The sequence below is a fragment of the Ruegeria sp. HKCCD6428 genome (assembly GCF_013110595.1).
In the GTDB taxonomy this organism is placed as follows: domain Bacteria; phylum Pseudomonadota; class Alphaproteobacteria; order Rhodobacterales; family Rhodobacteraceae; genus Ruegeria.
In genome coordinates this window covers 36,856-56,264 of the sequence record NZ_WVQX01000003.1, presented here as the reverse complement: position 1 = coordinate 56,264, position 19,409 = coordinate 36,856, and the positions used below count along the sequence as shown (strand labels likewise).

The 19,409-nt window shown below is 59.1% G+C and carries 10 protein-coding genes and 1 tRNA gene; 5 read left to right on the top strand and 6 right to left on the bottom strand.

Features of this window, described 5'->3' with window-relative positions; genetic code table 11:
• Positions 1–281: 281 nt before the first annotated feature.
• On the bottom strand, positions 282–3,254 hold the full coding sequence (locus tag GS620_RS08955; RefSeq protein WP_171615380.1) for an SNF2-related protein: 2,973 nt from the start codon (positions 3,252–3,254) through the stop codon (positions 282–284).
• Positions 3,254–6,226 (bottom strand): hypothetical protein, encoded by a 2,973-nt coding sequence (locus tag GS620_RS08950; protein WP_171615378.1) that lies wholly within the window; start codon positions 6,224–6,226, stop codon positions 3,254–3,256. Before GS620_RS08950 ends, GS620_RS08955 begins: the two co-directional genes overlap by 1 nt.
• Before the next feature lie 131 nt (positions 6,227–6,357).
• Here GS620_RS08950 and GS620_RS08945 point away from each other — a divergent pair, with 131 nt between their 5' ends.
• Genes GS620_RS08945 through GS620_RS08930 form a run of 4 tightly spaced genes read left to right on the top strand, consistent with a single transcriptional unit; the run spans position 6,358 to position 15,414 of the window.
• Positions 6,358–8,730 (top strand): UvrD-helicase domain-containing protein, encoded by a 2,373-nt coding sequence (locus GS620_RS08945; protein ID WP_171615376.1) that lies wholly within the window; start codon positions 6,358–6,360, stop codon positions 8,728–8,730.
• Between the two features lie 29 nt (positions 8,731–8,759).
• Positions 8,760–11,918 (top strand): helicase-related protein, encoded by a 3,159-nt coding sequence (locus tag GS620_RS08940; protein WP_171615374.1) that lies wholly within the window; start codon positions 8,760–8,762, stop codon positions 11,916–11,918.
• Positions 11,915–13,735: a DUF1998 domain-containing protein gene (gene drmB, locus GS620_RS08935; RefSeq protein ID WP_216597872.1), complete on the top strand. Its 1,821-nt coding sequence runs from the start codon at positions 11,915–11,917 to the stop codon at positions 13,733–13,735. The genes GS620_RS08940 and drmB overlap by 4 nt, the downstream gene beginning before the upstream one ends.
• Before the next feature lie 2 nt (positions 13,736–13,737).
• Entirely contained in the window at positions 13,738–15,414 is a 1,677-nt protein-coding gene (locus tag GS620_RS08930; protein WP_171615372.1) for a nuclease-related domain-containing DEAD/DEAH box helicase, read from the top strand.
• Between the two features lie 21 nt (positions 15,415–15,435).
• Here the strand turns inward: GS620_RS08930 and GS620_RS08925 are convergent, their stop codons facing one another.
• On the bottom strand, positions 15,436–17,064 hold the full coding sequence (locus GS620_RS08925; RefSeq protein ID WP_171615370.1) for a DNA cytosine methyltransferase: 1,629 nt from the start codon (positions 17,062–17,064) through the stop codon (positions 15,436–15,438).
• 67 nt (positions 17,065–17,131) lie between these two features.
• Here GS620_RS08925 and GS620_RS08920 point away from each other — a divergent pair, with 67 nt between their 5' ends.
• Positions 17,132–17,596, top strand: a complete 465-nt coding sequence (locus tag GS620_RS08920) for a DNA mismatch endonuclease Vsr (protein ID WP_171615726.1) — start codon at positions 17,132–17,134, stop codon at positions 17,594–17,596.
• Between the two features lie 128 nt (positions 17,597–17,724).
• Here GS620_RS08920 and GS620_RS08915 read toward each other — a convergent pair whose 3' ends face one another.
• From GS620_RS08915 to GS620_RS08905, 3 genes are all read right to left on the bottom strand, one after another.
• On the bottom strand, positions 17,725–17,889 hold the full coding sequence (locus GS620_RS08915) for a hypothetical protein (RefSeq protein WP_171615368.1): 165 nt from the start codon (positions 17,887–17,889) through the stop codon (positions 17,725–17,727).
• Between the two features lie 10 nt (positions 17,890–17,899).
• Positions 17,900–19,000 carry an AAA family ATPase gene (locus GS620_RS08910; RefSeq protein ID WP_171615366.1) on the bottom strand — a complete coding sequence of 367 codons (1,101 nt, stop codon included), beginning with the start codon at positions 18,998–19,000 and terminating at the stop codon, positions 17,900–17,902.
• Between the two features lie 312 nt (positions 19,001–19,312).
• Positions 19,313–19,389: transfer RNA gene (locus tag GS620_RS08905), tRNA-Arg, on the bottom strand.
• Positions 19,390–19,409: the final 20 nt, after the last annotated feature.

Here is a 19,409-nt window from a genome sequence, read left to right as displayed (position 1 = left end):
TCAAATGTCAGGACTGCGGACATAGGGTGAATTCGCTGCGTTTGCGAAAGAGGCTGCTTTCGTCCGCTTTCCGGACCTTGGCTTTGGGTTGCACACAAGTTTCACGCCACTGGTGGGTACGACCGTAATCCAGCGAGAATGCGTGTCCACTCCTCCAGGGTTATGCAGTTCCCCATAGAAGGGTCGGATTTGATGGACGACTGCTGGAGGGGACGGGACCGGGGGCGAACGTTCTCTGGCATCTCACCCACGGCGAGAAGTTTTCCGATTTGGATTTGCATTCAATCGTCAGCGACGAGAGCCATGAGCACTGTGAAGGGTTGAATTCCCCCAAACAGGACGCTTCCACCGGCAATGTCACGGACAAAGGTTGTGGCTTCCGAATAGTTCAAACGGGCCATCGAGAGTGATCTTTCCAAAGCGGCCACCTGACCCTGCCAGAGTTCGAGTGGACCAGCATCGGGTGGTGATTGCCTACGACGCTCCAAGGCCAGCTCTCTGTTTTTGATTTCTGCCTGAAAATGGGCGCTTACTTGCAGCGCAAAGCCTGCAAGTTCTTGTCGAACTGTATTCAAGACCGACGCCTTGTTCTGCTCCACCCGTTCTGCAATCGCAGCCAGATGTCGAGACCGGATCGAATTCAAAACCTCCTGCTTCTCGAGAAGTAAAGGTGGAGTCCGCCCCTTGGCCAACGCGTTATTGGTTGATGAGGTTATTGGCTCAAGGCATCGGTCCACGTCATCTTCAGCCAAGTCTTGCCAGCAGTCGCGTGCCTTCAGAGAACCAACACGAATGAGCTTCGCTGGCGCTGCGAACCTAACCTTGCGCTGGAGGGCGTGAAAGAGGGCTTGTAGCGCAAAACGGTCGGCGCTGAGCGCTCGCCTCTGCGCATCTGTCGGGGCGGATGCAAGGATTTCCTTTGCTCTGGGTGTCCAAAGTGGTGGAAGCAATCCATCTGGGAATGGATCGATCAGCGCTGCAGAAATGATTACCAGTGGGCCAATCCCTCTTGCCGGATGACCTTCAGGCAGCCTGACGCTCGTCTGCACAACGGGCTTTTCGGTTCCGAAGCGATTGAAGCATGCGGCCGTGTAGCCGGCAACAAGCCCATCGTGCAGTTCTGAGCCGTGATCGAGAAAGCGTAGCGGGCGTCCGGACCTTTCCCCGGCTCCGGAACGCTCGCCATCATCCGTGAAGACAACCTTCCGTGGCGGTGCAGAGATGTCCTCTCGACGATAGATGAACGGGACGTGTCCGGACATCCAGCTCTCGCGAGACGCGCCGGGTAGAGCGAAAGGGCTATCGCCCGCGCGCCCTCGTTCGCCAACACCATGGTACCAGATCGTCTGGAACCCGTAGTCATCGATCTTGTCACGCCGATAACCGATATCGAAATCCCTGGAAGCGGTTATTGTCTTCAGCCAAGCACCGATTGCTCGCTCTTCTCGCCGTATCGGTGTATCCGTCGGGCGCGCGAGTTCAGAAAGCATCGCCGGCGCTGGACAAGGCTTCTGACGCCATTGATCGAATTCATCAGCTGCTTGCTGATGGGTGAAAGGATTTGCTTCTTTGAGAAAAGAAGGCAATCCCGTGCTGTTTCCCGTAAGCGGAGCAATCGAAAGGGTCGCCCTCCGCCCGATCGCAGCGCGCCCCAGCACTGTCTGAATCTCAGCCACTTCTGAGGGTGAAAGCGGTGGCAGCGGACTGTCGAACACGCCCAGCGCTGCCACCGTGTCGGCGATTGCCGCTTCTTGAGAACCTTCAATCAGGATGCGCCAGATGTCGATGATGCGCCTTGATCGTTTGCGATCGCCAGCGGGGCCAAGACGATCGACACGACCGATCAGCTGGTCTATGCCGTCGATTTCCCACGGAAGGGAAAAGAAAATAATCCCTTGCGCTACGTGATGGAGGTTCAGCCCAGCCTGGACCCAGTCGCCTACAAGCAGAAGTCGGTTCTCGCGGGACAACAAGGGTGCAAGTGTTTCCTGGATTTCGCGAAGGTTGGTCACCCCTTCCACTTCGGTAGCTGCGGGGCGCCGCAGCACTGAGATTCCATCTGCAAGGAAAGGGAAGTATCTTGGAAGTGCCGCACGCAGCATGTCGATGGTTGGATTGTCTCCGCAGACAATGATGAATGCGCGATCCTCATCGTGACACCATTGCTCCGAGAGGATGTCGAGCAAGGCTTCCAGTCTGCTATCGCCCGGATCTTCAAGAGACTTGACGCGAGCAGCTTCTGCCATCTGAGCTAGGGCACCTCCCCGTGTTGCAAGTTCCGTGAGTACCGTTCTTGCAGCTCTTGCGCTCCGTTGAAGGGCTCGCGCAGCTGTCCAGGCGGGACCCTGGATGCCTTCGGCGGGGTCCGCGCCCTCAATGACCATCGCAGCTATCTCATGCCGCATTCGTTCGGACTCAAGGGGTTGCAGCCGAACTTCGTGATTGCGTCGTTGCGGCAAATATTCATTCCATTCGGATCGACTGTTCCTGATGATCCGACGTGACGCTCCCGACTGCAGGAACGCTCGGGTCCAGTCGTCTGGACCATCCGATCCGTTCAGAGACGCAATCGCTGCTTCCTCACGGTCTTGCAGCATGTCGGCTACACTGCGACCTTCCATCCTGGCAAGTGCAGCAGCCTCCGGCTCAATCATCCGCAAGATCGGTTCGCGCCTAGCAGGATCGCCGAGTCTCGGAGTGGCGGATAGAACAAGAACTTGCCGGAACTCGTCCGCTGCTTGCGATATGGCCTGAATCGCGTCTCGCGGCATCGTTTGGGGCTCGTCAACAATCAAGAGATCGAACACAGCAGGATCCGCGCTTATTGTTCGCGTGCCCTGTCCAGGACGTGTCATCAGATCGCGCGGGCGCGCCAGCGTGACTGGCGACAGTTCGTCGTGAGTGCCATCTCCGATCGAACCGGCGATAGCAGGCATCACGTGGCCTCGGATCCAGCATTCCTCCTGCCACTGCGCCAACAGATTGTCTGGTGCAATCACGAGGGATCGGTGTGCCGTATCTTGCCAGCGCAGGGCATTCACGATCATCAATGCCTGCACTGTCTTGCCGAGTCCCACCTCGTCCGAAATCAAGTGACGAATGTGGGCGTCTCCAAGGACCCGGCGCACAGTTGCAATCTGGTAGGGCAAGGGATCAGCGGCGACCCCGAGGGCGCCACCCAGACCAATATCGAGAGCGGAAACCCTTCGCCGCAACGCCTGAACGCAATTCACGAATCTTAGGTAGTGGTCCATCAGATGGCACTCTCGATCGGCAGGTCTCCAAGCGCGAGTTTGCGTCGAAGCGCAACGTAGCGAACGGCTCTACTGGTTCGGACATCCGAAAGTCCCTTTGCCACGAACTCTCGCCAACCTTCGGTTTCCACCATGGCCTTGGGTGAAAGCCATAGCTGCAACATGGTTCGGATTTCAGAACGTCCGAGCCAACGGAGCCCGGGTCGTCTGGAGGCGTCAACATGGGTAGAGTCAAGAAGATCGACCAGGTCGTCCTCCGTAAGCTCGCCATAAAAGGGCTTGATAAGTGCCGACCACCTCGCCTCCGGCGGAATGAACGGGCGGAACATCGGAAGCAACGGGATTTCGCGCGAGCGTTCCAGCGCATCGCGCCACGAGTCTGCGGGACGGGCCATGTCCACGTCGTCGAAGGCTTCAATACCTTCCGCTTCCAATTTCTGTCTCAAGTCTTCATACGCATCGATCACCGCAAGATCGAGTTCTCCTGCCAGATCTTCAGTCCACTGCAACAGCGCTTCCGGAATGTCCGGTACAGCCTCTCGAAGGCGGACGACCAATCGCTCTCGCAGAAACTCCCGATCGCGGGCAGTCTCAATGTTCGGCAAGTCCTCGCCGGAGACCAAGCCAAGGGCGTCGGCACAACGAAGTAGCGCGCCATGCGGGGAAAGAATCGAAAGGTCGATACCTGCTTCCAACCTGCGCCATCTCGCTCCGCAAAGCTGTTCGATCAACGCGGCTTCAAGCTCCTCGACCACCGACCATCGCTGCCAGTTTCCAAGAAGGTCATTCGCTTCTGCAAGTTGCCACGCAACATTCGAGCGAGCCAATTCGATGAGTCCAACGCCATGCTCGTTCGACGTCGGTTCGCGCAGCAATGCAGGAAGTGACACTCTCCTGCGATCCCCCAAGCCAAGCCGAGTGGCGTCCGATCCGGAAAGGATCAGGCCCGCCGTCAGCGCCTCGTGGTCGGCCGCATCCGGCAGTACCAGCCGGGTTTCTCTCGCGCTGCGGTCACCTTCTGCCCCGAGAAGAGGCGCAACGACCGTCGCAGTGATCGAAGGGATCGCTCCTGCGTCATCGCCGCTCCTTGTCCACTCGCGCGTCTCCCCGTCATAACGTATCTCGCGGCGTACCGGTGGAAGCGAAAACACCTTCTCCAGAAGACCCTCGGCTTCGACATGCAGTCGCAAGCCGTTTTCGTTTGCTCGCTGCCCAGCCAGCTTCGTCTGGATTTCATGCAGCACCGGAGAACGTCCCGTTAACCTCGCCGGAAGGCGGTCGATCACACCTTGAGCCACGAGAGCCGGCTCGTTCGGGGAAACCACTCGAATGCGGATCGGAACAGCCTCAAGCGCAAGGGGAGCAGTCACTCTGATCTCAAGTCGGCCTGTCTCGAGATCGGAGGCATTTGCGTTGGCCGGCAACAATTTCACCATGGCCGGTTCTATGTCCGGCGGCTCCAATACTTCGAACTCCAGCCTGTCGAGTTCTCGACCCTCGGCCGGTTCGATCAGATGAAGACCAACGTCCGGTCTGATTGCCTTCCATTCGGTGCCGCCGATACTCAGAGGATCGCCTGAGGTCACCGCCCCATCTAGAAGGAATTCAGCGTCCGCCACGCCCCGCTGCGATACCAGAACTGGAAAGTCATCAATGAACCTGCTTGAAGCCCCGGGCGCAGGCAATCCAGCAATCCGCAGAGTTGGAACGCGGTCCGCTATCACAAACCCGCGGCGACGCAAGAACTCGATATCCGAGGGGTTGGATGTTTCGAGGGTCCGCGTTTCGACGCTACCGTCCTCACCTGCATGAATGAGCTGCAGAATCCTGGAATCGGGTTGAAGCTTTTCGCCTGGAAAAACGGCGTTAGCTGCAAGGCCATTGGACTCGACAGCGAAATACTCCGGTTCAAGCGGCTGCAAACGTTCCAGAGTGGTTTTTGCAATGCCCTCATCAAGATCAACAGCGTCGCCGCGGCGCAACGGAGATATCGGGAAAGGAGCAATATTCTTTAGGACGATTTCACCACCGGCAAGGAATGCGCGAAGCGAGATCACATGAATCCCATCAACCGCCCGTATGCGGTCACCATGTATGCGCAAAGCGGCGATCACTTCATCTCGCAGCTGGGCCGGCAACGTTGGCCCACGAATGCCCAGATGTCTTGGCTCGCCGTCCCTCAGCGCAAGAACATAGCGGGATGCCGCAATCTGGGTTAGGCGTGCCGTTCTTCTTGCGACCGTCTTCCTTGCCTCGGTGATTGCTCGAAGCGCACCCCAATCCTTTCGGATATCCTGATCAACTCTCGCGAGAAGGCTCCCAGACAGCCAGCCTTCCGACTCGGGGTCAAGTAGCCTGCGCATGACCTCGAGGGCAACGTCCCTTTGAAGGAGCCAGTTCTCGAAGCGACGACTTGCATGCCCCGCCGCAAGCGCTCTCAGGTAGTCGAGCAGCCGGTCCGTATCATCGGCTGAGACTCCTGCCCTGACAGCACGTCTGAGGGCGTCTGCAAGCTGGGGCTGAATCTCAAGAGGCACCACCGAGTTGCCGATAGGCCATGAGATATGGGGGAAATGGCGTTCCCAAGGGCTGTCGCCGGGTCGCGCAAGGCGAAGCTTGTTGTGTCCGATCTCGAAAAGTCGAGACAGACCGGAACGGAATGCAGGCCCCGCCTCTACCCCGAGTTCTTGAGAGAGTACCGGCCAGAAATCGGTTCCAGTGCCTCGGTATCGGTATCCCACCTCCGTTGCGATCACAAGCAACGGAAGAAAGTTCCACGCCCACACTGCTCCCGCGAGTTGCGGATCCTCCTCAATCTGTCGCGCGACCGTCCTTCTCAGTTCTTTCAGCGCTAGCTCGTCAAGCCCGTGCTCGATAGCAAATACCGGCAGTGGGCCTCGTGTCTGAGCAAGGTCGACAAAGCGCTTGGCAAGTACCTGATGTTGATCGGTCAGCACATTCGAACCATGCATCTTTTCATCCGCTCGCGTACAAGATCGTGGAAGCCGATTACCGCAGGGACAGACCGAGGCAATCACCTCAGGGTTGACTGCCAACTGCTTGAATGTCAATCACAACTGGAACGTGAAAGGAGAGGCGCCGCGTGAACTCTGAAACTACGCTTGCGCATGGTCGGGACGCGCCGGACGTACCGACCGACGGCAGCACAAGAACCATCGCGGATCTGGTCCGGCGCATGGTCCACGCGCGCCGTGGCCTCAGCCGCGCCGAAGTTGTGAATTGGGTTTTGCAGTTCCTCGATGACAAGGACCGCGTTGACACCACGGCCCGGGTAGCCGGAGTGATCGACATGCTGGGCGAGTTGAAGGACATTGGCTACGGCACAATGCGCGACGAGCCAGTTCTGGTCAGCCTGCCGGAGCGTCGGGTTGCACTACCTGACGACACGATTGTAGCCCTCGGCGATCATGGTATCTCCGTGGGAGCAGGCTCCGAAAAACTGTTTCCGGAAGTCACTGGAGGCGCGACCGAGAGTCTGGTCGAGGTTCTTGCGTCATTTGATGAACCCGTGTCCCTGATTGGCCACCAAGTAATTGAGCCCATCGGGCACTGGACTGGAGACGGCAAGATGCCTGCTGCACTGCGCAGGGCACTTTCGCTCTGCGGAGCCTTCGATCCAGTCGAGCAGAAATGGTCGATAAGTGAAGAGAACGCCTCCTTCCTGAATGAATGGTTCGGCCTCGCCCCCCTCGATTCTTCGACTCTGGACTCTGTGCCCGATGAGACCCAGCTTCGCGTGGCGAAGGCTCCTGCTGAACTGAGAATGGTGGTCGAGGCTGGCCCCGGGAGCGGCAAGACCCATGTGGCGTGTGAACGTGTCATCTCCCTAGTGGAGGCAGAGGGTCTCGCCCCTTCGCGTATACTGCTACTCAGCTTCACGCGGATCGCGGTCGCAGAGCTTCGAGACCGGATCGGTCGCCGCCTTGGTGAATTGCCGAACGTCGCCTCGTTGCAGGTCAGGACATTCGACTCTTTCGCGGCGCGCTTGCTTGCAAATGCTGGTTTGAGTTCTTCAGGCGGCCATGATGCCGGCATTCGGGCTGCGACAAGACTGATGCGATCTGACAACCCACTCGTTGCAGATGCACTTGGTCAGCTGGAACACGTGATCATTGATGAAGCGCAGGATCTCGTCGGCGACCGCAAGGAGATGTGCGAGGCGCTTCTTGCGTTGCTCGATCCCGCCTGCGGTGTAACCGTCTTCGGGGATTTTGCACAATCGATCTACGGCTACCAACGCAGGGGCACTACAGGTTCCACATTGCTCGCAGAAATCGCGACGCGTGCCGATTTCACTTACGATCAGCTTGTGCGCGACCACCGCACCCGGACGGAAGCCTTGAAGGAAATGTTCTCCTCAGTTCGCGAGACACTGAGAGACGATCCGGTGGGTTCACGGGAGAGCTACTTTCATGTTCGAGAGCAGATCAGGAGCGCTGCGGTTGAGAATGACATCACGGGATTTGCGTTTCATCCGTCTACAACAGGCGGCCTGATCCTGACACGAAGCCGTCGAGGCCTGTTCACTGCTGCCGAACACATGCGCACCGCCGGCAGAAGCTTCCGGCTGCGTCTGCCCGACCGCCCACCCAAGATTGAGGCATGGATCGGCGCGCTTCTGGGGGGTCTTCCGGCCTCGACCCGTATGTCGCAGAGTGACTTTCTTTCCCTCCATGAGGGACTGAGCCCGGCGCCATGGCGGAGCTTTGATGAGTGCTGGGAGATCCTGCTCGACCTGGATGCTTCGGGTCGAGATATGATCTCGGTTGGCAACATCGCCGAAGGCCTTGAGGATCCCCCCCTTGAGCTCCTCAGCGACCATGAGGGAAGCACGGGACCCTTGCTCTCGACGATCCATGCGATCAAGGGGAGAGAAGCCGAAAGGGTCATGCTGCTGCTCACTCGGGCACCGTACGGCGACCGTGTGGACTGGGCAGAGGAAGCCCGCACCTTGTACGTCGGAGCAACCCGCGCAAGCACGGAACTGCGGACAGGGTGGATCAGCCCCAGAAAATTCTACAAGATCGGGGACCCGGAACGATACTGGGCCGCGCATCCCGATCATAGGATGATCGAGATAGGACTTGAGGGAGATCTCGTCGACTGGGCCGAGTTCGCGTGTTCGGGCCATGTCGTCAATGAGGCGGAAGCAATCTCGTGCATTTGGCGTGCATCGATCGATGAACCGAGAGTGGCGGCCTATCCCGATACAGGCGGACGTCTGGTTCTGAGGATCGGAGGTCACGACGGAGCGGCGATCGGGTGCCTGTCGCATGCCTTCATCGACTTGATCCAAGCGCTACGAAAGGTCGAGCCGGATTCCGCGCTTCCAGAAGTCGTCGCGGGAATTTCCGTCGTGGGAGCGACTACGGTTGTTGTGCCCGGGCGGTCTGGAGAGGCACCGAGCCTTGCGCTCATGCCACTGCTTGGCGGCTTTGGCAGCATTCCTCGCTGAGTGATAATTCTGGTGTCTGGAGAACGTAAATGATTGATGCGCGCGACACGCTCCTCGAACGGATGAAGGTCGATCTCATCGGCCCGGAAGAGCCGAATGAACTGATCTCGGATCGGCCGACTGATCGATACCTGACCGGAATCCTGTTCCCGCCTCGCACGACGATTTCGCCGGAAGATGACGACGAAGCGAGCGATGCTGACGATGCGGATGCGGTGGGGACCGCGCTGGATGGGGTGAAGGCAGCTTCGGCATTCCGACCGAGTTCGGCTGGTCTTTCCTTTGCCGTCCGACCAAGCGGTTCGGCGCCCAGACTGCGGGTTCGGGTGGATGGGGCTCGCTACAGGCCCGAAAGCGCGGCCGATGATAGCGCCGGTTCATCCAGGAAGCGGGTGCAGAGCTGGCGGCGAGATCCTCAATTCGCCGAGGTTTCACTTGAACTCGCGGAACTGAGCGAGCAAGCGGCCCCCGTCATCAGCCTCGCGGGCTGCGGGCTTGCCGGAACGTCCTTGCACTGCCGTATCGCCCCTTGGGGTGACATTCTGCTAGTAACGCTTGCGGTGACAAACGACGCAAGGCCAACCGAATCAAGAAGTCGCGCAGCCAACGAGGAAGCAGCGCTTTTTCAGTTTTCGCTGAGTGTAGAATGCGAAGCTGAATGCAAATTCGTTCCAAAGCCGGACAGGGCCGGATTGGCGAGCGACGAAGGCGATGCCCTCGCGTCCGCCTTGCTGTATCGGGACGTCCAGCAATTCGCAGTGGGTCACACCTGTTCAGCGATGTGGGACGAGCCCGTTGATGGAACGGTATGTCAGGTGAAGACCAGCTGGTTTCCGGAAGCCACCGTCCATGTCGTCAGCGCAGAAGGCGATATCGAGTTTCGGCAGGGCGAAGCCCGATTGCCGCTAGCGGCTTCATGGCTTGCATCCGAAGACGCTCCCAGTCTCATCGCAGGGCTGAAATCGTTCGTTGCCGCATACACAAAATGGGTTGCGAGGATGGAGGGTGCAGCGCTCGACATGCCGCAGGAGCACGTCAAGCAGGCACAAGTGCATATGCAGCGCTGCCGAACCGCTCAACAACGGATGCGATCTGGTATTGCGCTCCTGGAGTCATCACCCGAGGTGCTGACGGCGTTCAGGCTCGCGAACACCGCTCTTGCGCTTCAGTACTCATGGCGCGTCAACTCAAATCCTCCCGAACTGATCTGGCGCCCGTTTCAGCTCGGTTTCGCGCTCCTGTGTCTGGAGTCGATTGCAAACCCCGACTCCTGCGATCGCGAGACGATGGATCTTCTTTGGTTTCCGACCGGTGGCGGAAAGACCGAAGCCTATCTGCTGTTGACAGCTTTCACCATCTTCCTCCGCCGGCTCCGCGTGGGGGGGAACCCGAGCGGCGCAGGCGTGACAACATTCATGCGCTACACCCTCAGACTTCTGACCATACAGCAGTTCGAGCGGGCAGCTTCCTTGATCTGTGCCTGCGAGATGGTCAGGCGCGGCAAGGTCAAGCTGAAACAGGTTGATTTGCCCGCACACTTCGCTACGGATATGCCGATTTCCCTTGGACTTTGGGTCGGAGAAGGTGCCACGCCAAAAACGGTTTCGCAGGCAGAGCAGGCACTCGGTACGGAATCGGAAAGTTCGCCGGCTCAGTTGCGCAACTGCCCATGCTGTCGTGAAGTCCTCGACTGGAGAATCTCGTCGGACAGGAGCCGTGTGGAGGTACGCTGCCGCAACGAGTCATGCGATCTGGGGCGGGAACTGGCATTGCTCCCAGTCTGGACTGTTGACGAGGACATCTACCGAGAGCAGCCCACATTGCTGATCTCCACAGTCGACAAGTACGCGCAGATAACAAGAAACCAGAAAACCGGCTGCCTTTTTGGCATCGGAACGCCGGCGGATCCTCCGGAGCTTGTGATCCAGGATGAACTCCACCTGATATCAGGGCCATTGGGTAGCCTGGCCGGGCTCTACGAGACTGCGATCGATGAAATGTGTCGTTCGAATGCGGGCGTGAGGGTCAAGATCATCGGCTCAACGGCAACAATCCGCAGAGCAGAAGACCAGATCAAGAGCCTGTTTGACCGCAGTTCTTTTCAATTTCCTCCGCCCGGCCTGGATCACACTAATTCGGGTTTTGCGATCGAGAATCGTGATGTTCCGGGCCGTCTCTATGTAGGCATATCGACCGTCGGTCGCTCGGCAAAATTCACTCAACAGGCTGTCGCGGCATCTTTGCTTCAGGCGGCTACCGACGCGACATTACCGGAAGACAGGCGCGACGGATACTGGACCCTCGTCAATTACTTCAATTCGCTCAGAGAACTGGGGGGCGCACTCGTTCTCATGCGCGACGACGTTGCGCGCAGTATCCGGGATTATGCCGCACGCAGACCGGGTGAGGTCGAACGCGACGCGGGGATGCAGATCGAACTCACCAGCCGCGTCCGTTCCAGCGACATTCCGAAATACCTCAAGGATCTGGAGCGTCCATGGAACGATCCCGACCATGTCGACATAGTTCTGGCGAGCAATATGATCTCGGTCGGGATGGATGTTTCCCGTCTGGGCCTGATGGTAGTAAATGGTCAGCCAAAGACGATTGCCGAGTATATCCAGGCGACCAGCCGGGTTGGCAGGAGCCAGCAGGCGCCCGGGCTTGTAATCACCCTGTTCAATGCTGCCAAGTCCCGCGATCGCAGCCGATACGAGACCTTTGCTAGTTGGCATCGCAGTCTCTACCGTGATGTAGAAGCTACGAGCGTAACGCCCTTTGCCCCGCGAGCGCGCGACCGAGCACTACATGCTCCATATGTCGCGATGGTGCGCCATCTGGTCGACGGAATGGAGGATCCGGGTGCGATCGAACACCGTCAAAAGGAAGCAGAAACACTTCTGGAAACCGTAATCGCCCGCATCGAGCGGATTGATCCGGTGGAAGCAGATGCTGCGCGTGCTCAACTCAACTCGTTCCTTGACGACTGGTTCGACCGACAGGGCCTGAAGGAATATTGGAACGACTATGGAGAAGCTCTTCTGACCTCGGCGGAAGCGGCGGCGGAGCGCGGGAACAGGGCTCGCTTTGCCGGGCAGAAGCCGACCCCGAACTCACTGCGTTCCGTTGAAGCATCGGCAGCTTATGTACTTTTGGCAGGCGGATCGGATAGGGGGAGAGCGCAATGAAGCCGATCGGAAAAATTCGCCGGAGTCAGGTTCTCACTGGCAATGGCCCCGGCGCGATCATCGACTTCAGGGGCGAGAACGGCGCTCCTGTCTCCGTAGTGTCGGCAGGCCTTGAGGCCTGGGATCAACTGGCCATCAAAAAGGGGCTTCTGAACGATCAACGCATTCATCATGAGCCACTCCAGGCGAGGCTCCAGGTGAACGGGTTCAGGTTACCTCCTGTCGGAGACGAAAAAGTTGGTAGGGAAAAGCGACCACGCCTTTTGCCCGCCTACAGGTTCCCGGATTGGCATGTCTGTCCGAAATGCAACCTCCTGCAGCGTAGCCGCTTCTGGAGTTCTGAGATCGGGAAACCCGAGCTTTGGTGCACTTCCTGCAGTTCCGGGCGAGGTAAGCGCATGAAGAAGGCATACGTAGTGCCGGTCCGCTTCATCGTTACCTGCCCGGCTGGCCATCTTCAGGAGTTTCCCTGGATGTCATGGCCGAAGCATGCTGACTCCTGCTCCCGGAAGAAGCCTCTCAAGCTCATAGGGGAAGGCGCAGGGTTGAAGGGGCTCAAGGTGCATTGCACCGAATGCAGGTGCGAACGCGACCTGGATGGAGCCTTGTCGCCTGGCGGACTGGGCAAGATTTCGTGCGAGGGCAGATCTCCATGGCTCAAAAAGCAGGCCGACCCCTGCAACCATAAGCCCATTGCCATTCAGCGAGGCGCGTCGAACGCTTATTTCCCCGTGATGGAATCTGCGCTCGACGTGCCGCCATTCGGCGGTTCCTTCCGGGATATGCTGGACGATTTCTGGCCGGACATCATTGCGCTGGACGACAGGGCGCAGCTTCCCGACTTCGTGCGGAAAAAAATCCTTCCCTTGTGGCCTGAGCCTGACACACAGCCGGAAGATCTGACTGCACGAATCCTGACCCTGCTGACAATGCTCGACAACAAGACTGGTGACCTGCGTCCCAACGAGCACCTGATGCTTTGCTCGGGTGGCCCGGACGGAGAAGAGTTCCCGGAGTTCCAGATCTCGCCTCAGGCGATCCCGAGCGATCTGAAGGGCATTCTGGACCGTGTAGTCTCGGTCGAGAGGTTGCGCGAAGTGCGAGCTCTCAAGGCATTCACTCGTCTCAGCCCGGTGGAGGCCGCCGACAACAGCGCTTTTGTGGCTCCACTGTCCGAGAAGAAGTTGAACTGGCTTCCGGCAATCGAGGTCCGCGGGGAAGGCATATTCATCAACTTCGACGAGACAGCCGTACGCTCCTGGGAGAACGACCCGAACGTAGTCGACAGGGCTGCAAAAGCGCATCAGGCCGCCGAGCGCGCGTGGCAAGACCACAATGGTAGCGATCGCCCTTTTCCCATGACGATCTCGGCGAGGTTGCTCCTGGTCCACACAACGGCCCACGCACTGTCGGAGCGCTTGTCACTCGACAGCGGGTACTCGACAGCGTCCATCCGAGAGAGGTTGTACGTCTCGCCAGGTCCCGGCGGAATGTGCGGATTTCTTCTCTACACATCCGCACCGGACTCCGATGGAACACTGGGCGGATTGTCACGAAAGGGACGCACCAGCGAGATTGGCCCGATCCTGCTCGCTGCACTTCGGGATCTGGAGTGGTGCTCTTCGGATCCGCTATGCAGCAGCGGCATCCTCTCGCTCTCAGAGGGATCTGGATCCTCAGCCTGTCACTGCTGTACCTTCCTTCCAGAAACCTCGTGCGAGCATTTCAACCGCCACCTTGATCGCGGCATGCTGGTCGGAACACCGACGAACCCTGAACTTGGTTTCTTCCGCAAGCTTCTGGATGGGAGGTCCTGAAGATGGCCCGCATGTATCCAAGGGAATTGCCGCGTCATGTTCTTGAAAATCCGAAACTGTCTTCGGAGGTCCGCGTCTACGAACGCATAAGGGATAAACTTCCAGGGGACTACAACTGCTACTATTCGCGCTCCTGGCATGAAGCGGATCGCGATGGAGCCGAGCTCGACGGAGAAGCGGATTTCATCGTCGCGCATGCGGAACATGGGTTGCTGTTCCTTGAGGTAAAGGGCGGGAGGGTGAGCTGCCGTGAAGCCGATGGACAGTGGCTCAGTGAGGACCGAGACGGGTTCAAGTTCCGCATCAAGAACCCGATATCCCAGGCGCGGAGCAGCAAACACCATTTCCTAAAGCGCCTCAAAGCAAGCCGGGCGCTGAAGGGGCGTTTCATCAGAGCTCGCCATGGCGCGATCCTTCCAGGCAGTGTCCGTCCGCGGCGGGCGTTGGCAGCGGATGCGCCGCTCGAAATCATCGCGTTCGGGAACGACATGGAATCCCTCGATCGCTGGATTGTCCGTCGGATGACCGAAGGCGACGACCATGGCGAAAGCGCTTTGGGGTTGGATGGCTTGAGAGCGCTGGAAGAGCTACTTGCAAGCCATTTCGAACTCAGGGCCCACATCGGACTAAGCCTCGCCGACGATGCCAGAACCATCGAGCGACTGACGAGCGAACAGGCGTGGATCCTCGACTCGCTCGCGGATAACAAGGAAATGGCGATCTCGGGTGGTGCAGGCAGTGGCAAGACAGTACTGGCCCTCGAAAAAAGCATAAGATCAGCTGTCGAAGGCCGCCGGACGCTTCTGACTTGCTATAACGCACCACTTGCAAACCACCTTCGCTCGGTCTGTCAGGGGCATGATGGGCTTTTTGTGGCAAGCTTCCATTCTCTTTGCAGAACGCTTGCTCAGAGGGCTGGGGTAGAACTACCCTCGGATGACGACAAGCTCATGTTCGACCGTCTTCTTCCCGAGGCACTTGTCGAAGTTATCAGCAATCAGCCTGACCTCGGTTTTGATACGGTCATCGTCGATGAAGGACAGGACTTTCAGGATTCGTGGCTTCACGCCCTGCGCCTCACTATCAAGGATCCTGAATCCGGAGGCTTCTACGTTTTCTACGACGACAATCAGCGGTTATACACTCCTGAGAAAGGTTTCATCGATGCGCTTCCCGCATCGTCCATCGCGCTGACAAGAAATCTTCGGAACACGCGACGCATTCATGCCTTGATGGCGAAGTGGTATCATGGTCGGCGAAGCATCCCTGCAGGACCTGAGGGGGAGCCGGTTGGATATATAGTGTGTCGCACCGGCGAGATGGCTCCAGCGCGACTGAACGAACGGATAGCACAGCTTGTGCGCTCCGGCCAAGTAAAGCCGGGACAGATTGCGGTGCTCGCTGGGACGGGCGATGCCCTGGCTGCTCTTGGCGAGAGAATCGCCGGACATGCGACCTGTCGTGCGGATGGTGTGCGACCGGATCATATCGTCCTTGATACGGTCCGACGCTTCAAGGGACTGTCACGTCCATGCGTCTTCCTGATCGGGACCGAGGGTCTTACCGATCCCGAACTGATCTATGTTGCGACAAGCCGCGCAAATGTCTTTCTTGAACTCGTCGGGACAGGTGATGACATCGCGCGCCTGAACCAAGAAGCTCAGCCCGTCGGACAGTGAAGCCCCCCAAACAGGTTAGGTCTATCCACAGTCGAACAGGTCGTTTCGCATCGGTGCCACATCGGCCGATGAGATATCCGGCTCCCCAAGATCAGTGCAGTTCGATGCGGAATTGATGCCTGAAATGGCATTCAACACGACGTCTGCGATCTGGCGTGCCAGAAAGGGCGGCACTGCGTTCCCCACCTGGACGTACTGCTGGGTCCGGTTGCCCATGAACAGGTAATCGTCGGGGAATGTCTGCAGGCGTGCAGCTTCACGTACCGTCAGGCTGCGGCACTGTAAAGGATCGGGATGTATGAAGTAATGACCATCTTTCGAGATATGGCTGGTCACCGTAGTTGATGGCTCATCAGCCAGCTGGACTCTGAAACGATCGTTGAATTTTCCGCTGTGCCAATTGCGATGATCCGGGCTCAGCACAAGCGGAAAATCAGCGGCCTTGGGGCTGTAGCCGCGAACGTCCCCGAACACGGAGGCGAAGAGGTAGCGGCCAAGATCAGACGCCATGTGTCCACGCGTCTCGTGCTGGGCGATTGTGCGAAGTTCCGGACGCTCCAGCCAACGCAGCAGTTCATCGTTCGAAGCTCCATAACCCTCGCCAAGTCGTGTGTCCTTTCGACTGACTGGGGCTTCTTTCGCCAAGCGGCTTGCAACAGTAGTAAATGCCTCGTGGAGTGGTTCGCCATCCTTGCCGGGGTGAATGCGCTCCAGCATTCTCGCAGCTTTGACAACCTCCCGCCGCCAGTCTGCCGCGCTGTCCGCCCCTCGACTGATACCACTGCGCAGGCGCGGCATCGTGCCGATCGCGTCACTGACCGTTCGCATCCGCTCGGAGACGGCCATGCTGGCACCCGCCGCCTTGCCAGCCAGGTCCGACCGGATCCCGACGATGATTACCCGGTGACGCCGCTGCGGAACCCCGAACTGTTCGGCACGCACGACGAAGTCCGAGGGACGCATCGCCTCCTGCAGGCTGGCCATACCGTCTTCGACCCGAATGGCCCGCAGCTCGTATTGATGACCATGGCCGCTGCCGAGGGAGGTAAGGTCCTCCATCAACATCTCGAACACGAGCCTGCTCTCGACCGTCGAGGACAGCATGCCCTTGACGTTCTCCATCACGAAGGCTGCCGGCCGAAGCTTATCGAGCACCCTGATGTACTCGCGGAACAGGTAGTGCCTTTCATCCTCCTCCGGCACATAACCAACCTTTCCCCTGGACCGGGCCCGACCCACGAGGGAGTAGGCCTGACACGGCGGGCCGCCGATCAGGATCGTGTCGTCGTACCCGGACTTCAGTTTCTCGATGGCGGCATCGATCGCTGTTGCTGCGGCCTCGGTGCCGAGCTCGAGACCGCGGGCCTCCTCGGCGGCCAATCGCCAAGCAGACGCATCGACTTCTGACCAGTCCGGTTCAGGAATTTCTCCCGCATGGAAATCGATGAACTGTTTCGGCAATCTGCCATGACGTGACCGGTACTCGCGCAGAAACGCGCGCAGTGTAAGCGTCCGGTGCGCCGATGCCTCCTTCTCGACCGAGATGCCGATCCGGAACGGCGCGTGGCCGTCCTCTACAAGGGAGGCAAACCCCTCACGCAGTCCGCCGGGCCCGGCAAAAAGATCAACAATACCGAAATTCGAAGGCAAATCAGGCTCCTGACGTATTCCATCCAGCCGGTGTATACTAGGTTCAGAGACGAAAGCCAGGATGCATGTGATAGATATCGTGGATAAGCAGACCCGGTCCCGGATGATGGCCGGGATTCAAGGGAGGGACACCAAGCCCGAACTTGCGCTCAGGCGGGCGCTGCACGCGCGCGGTTTCCGCTTCCGGCTCCATTCGAGGAAAGTCTACGGACGACCGGACCTCGTTCTACCGAAGTATCGCGCTGTCGTCTTCGTGCATGGCTGTTTCTGGCATCGTCACAAAGGGTGCCGCTACACCACCACCCCATCCACCCGCCAGGAGTTCTGGCAGGCGAAGTTCGCGGCCAATGTCGCCAGGGATGAAGCGGTTCAAGGGAAGCTAATGAAAGATGGGTGGCGTGTTGCAACAGTGTGGGAGTGCGCTCTTCGAAAACCAGACCAAATCGCTGCGTCAACCGAAAGCCTGTCGGAATGGCTGCTATCCGACGAACCCGCGATCGAAATCGGTGCCGAAAGTGCTCAGTTAATCTGAGATGCTTCAACTCAGTGCCTTCTTAACCGACCTTTGCGCCCCAGAACGACGTATGATCCGCCGCGAAATACCCGTCAGCCGCGCGGAAATACCCCTGCAGCTCCAGCGACTCCGCCACAATCCGCCCTTCACCGCATCCGGCCACCGCCGATGAGCGCATCGGCCTCCCACAGGATGTCCTCGAGCCCCCAGGCCTTGATCGGATTGAGCGCATGGCGCTGATAGCGGTCGAAATGCAGATCACCAAGAACCACGAGGGTACCGGTTTGGTACGGAATGGTCACATGGGTCATGGCCGTCGCCTCAGTGCAGCAAGGGGCGCATCGCCAGCGCCTCGGCACGATCGAGCATCCGGGCGACGGTGCGCAGGCTCAGGCGGCGGTGGGCCAATGCACCGGTTTCGAAGATGGCGGCGAGGGCGTCGGTGGCAGGCTCGGGAAGTCCACGACGCGCGGCTTCGGTCATGGCGAAGTCCCTCAACTGCCCCGTGGTCAAATCCGGCAGATCCAGCACCACGCAGCGGCTCTGGAATGGTTCCGGCAGGCCCTGCCTGCTGTTCGCCGTCATCACCCAGTTGACCCAGGACATATCCATCTTGACCTGAAAGAACGGGCATTCCCAAGTCGCCGCCGTCATTCGCTCCAGCAGCGGCAGGAGGGCGTCGGTCAGCGTGTGGCGCGCGCCTTTGTTGGAGTGGATCTCATCAGCCTTTTCGATCTCGTCGATGATGACCAGCGGCCCGCCATGCCGGTGGTTCAGGACCGTGTTGACCAGCTTGCCCGCATGGGCGCTGCCCCAGCCGCGCTGGGATCCGGTGAGCGCGAACGACGCCGGCTCCGCGGTTGCGTCTATCTTGGTCGCGGGCACTTCCAGATGATGCGCCAGCCGCCGGGCCCAGAAACTCTTGCCGATGCCGGGCGGGCCGTTCAGGACGAGCGGGGTGAAACGGACACTGGGCAGGCCCTCGCGTGCCGAGGCCCGCAGCCCGTGCCAGACGGCTTCGGTGGCGGGCGCCATCCAGGGCATCTCCGCATGCAGCGCAGCCGCGATCTCGTCCGCCTCATGTTCCGTTGTGATCCTCGTGACCGGCAGTCCGCCGCGCAAGGGCGTCAGCTTCGCACGGTTCTCCTCGCTCAGATGAGACAGGCCGGACAGGGCGTCCAGCCGCTGCACGTAGCGGTGCGCGCGACGCCGGATCTTCCGCCGCTCGGCCTCATTCAGATAGTCGAAGAACTGCTCCAACTTGTCGCGGCCGCCTTCATCGTCGTCGGTCTGCGCCGCCTGGCGTTGCCTGCGGAGGGCGCGCAGGAACGTCTTCAGGCGCCGCTCGACCTCGTGCAGTGTCGGCAGGTCGTCTTCGAACCGCAGCGCATGAAATGGAATCGTGGTCGTGGCACGGGGCATCGCAGAATCCTTTCGAGGCGTGACAGTGCTTGCCACGCCGTTGTCCACACCGCCGGGGCGGGCGGGCTGATGGGTATGAAAGGTTCCGGAACCTGTGGAACGATTAAGGAACATCTAACGTGCTGCGCGTCAACGCATCCTGATTGGGTTGCGCCATCGAACCCGGCCGGAATGAACGAACCGCTACACGACACACAAGCTGTTGAAAGAACTGCGCTAAAAGGAAGGTAGATTCGAGGGCAATTCAAAAAACCGTTTTTTGTCGTAAAAACGGACTTTGGATGTCGAACGTCAGAAATCGAAATTCGAGAATGGCGATCCCTGAAGGACTCGAACCCTCAACCTGCTGATTAGAAGTCAGCTGCTCTATCCAGTTGAGCTAAGGGACCGCTGCACCCTTCTTGCGGTT

Bases quoted from the DNA above. Each gene is read 5' to 3' on its own strand.
- GS620_RS08955 (WP_171615380.1), bottom strand. From the start codon at position 3,254: ATGGACCACTACCTAAGATTCGTGAATTGCGTTCAGGCGTTGCGGCGA.
- GS620_RS08950 (WP_171615378.1), bottom strand. From the start codon at position 6,226: ATGCATGGTTCGAATGTGCTGACCGATCAACATCAGGTACTTGCCAAG.
- GS620_RS08940 (WP_171615374.1), top strand. From the start codon at position 8,760: ATGATTGATGCGCGCGACACGCTCCTCGAACGGATGAAGGTCGATCTC.
- drmB (WP_216597872.1), top strand. From the start codon at position 11,915: ATGAAGCCGATCGGAAAAATTCGCCGGAGTCAGGTTCTCACTGGCAAT.
- GS620_RS08930 (WP_171615372.1), top strand. From the start codon at position 13,738: ATGGCCCGCATGTATCCAAGGGAATTGCCGCGTCATGTTCTTGAAAAT.
- GS620_RS08915 (WP_171615368.1), bottom strand. From the start codon at position 17,889: ATGACCCATGTGACCATTCCGTACCAAACCGGTACCCTCGTGGTTCTT.
- GS620_RS08910 (WP_171615366.1), bottom strand. From the start codon at position 19,000: ATGCCCCGTGCCACGACCACGATTCCATTTCATGCGCTGCGGTTCGAA.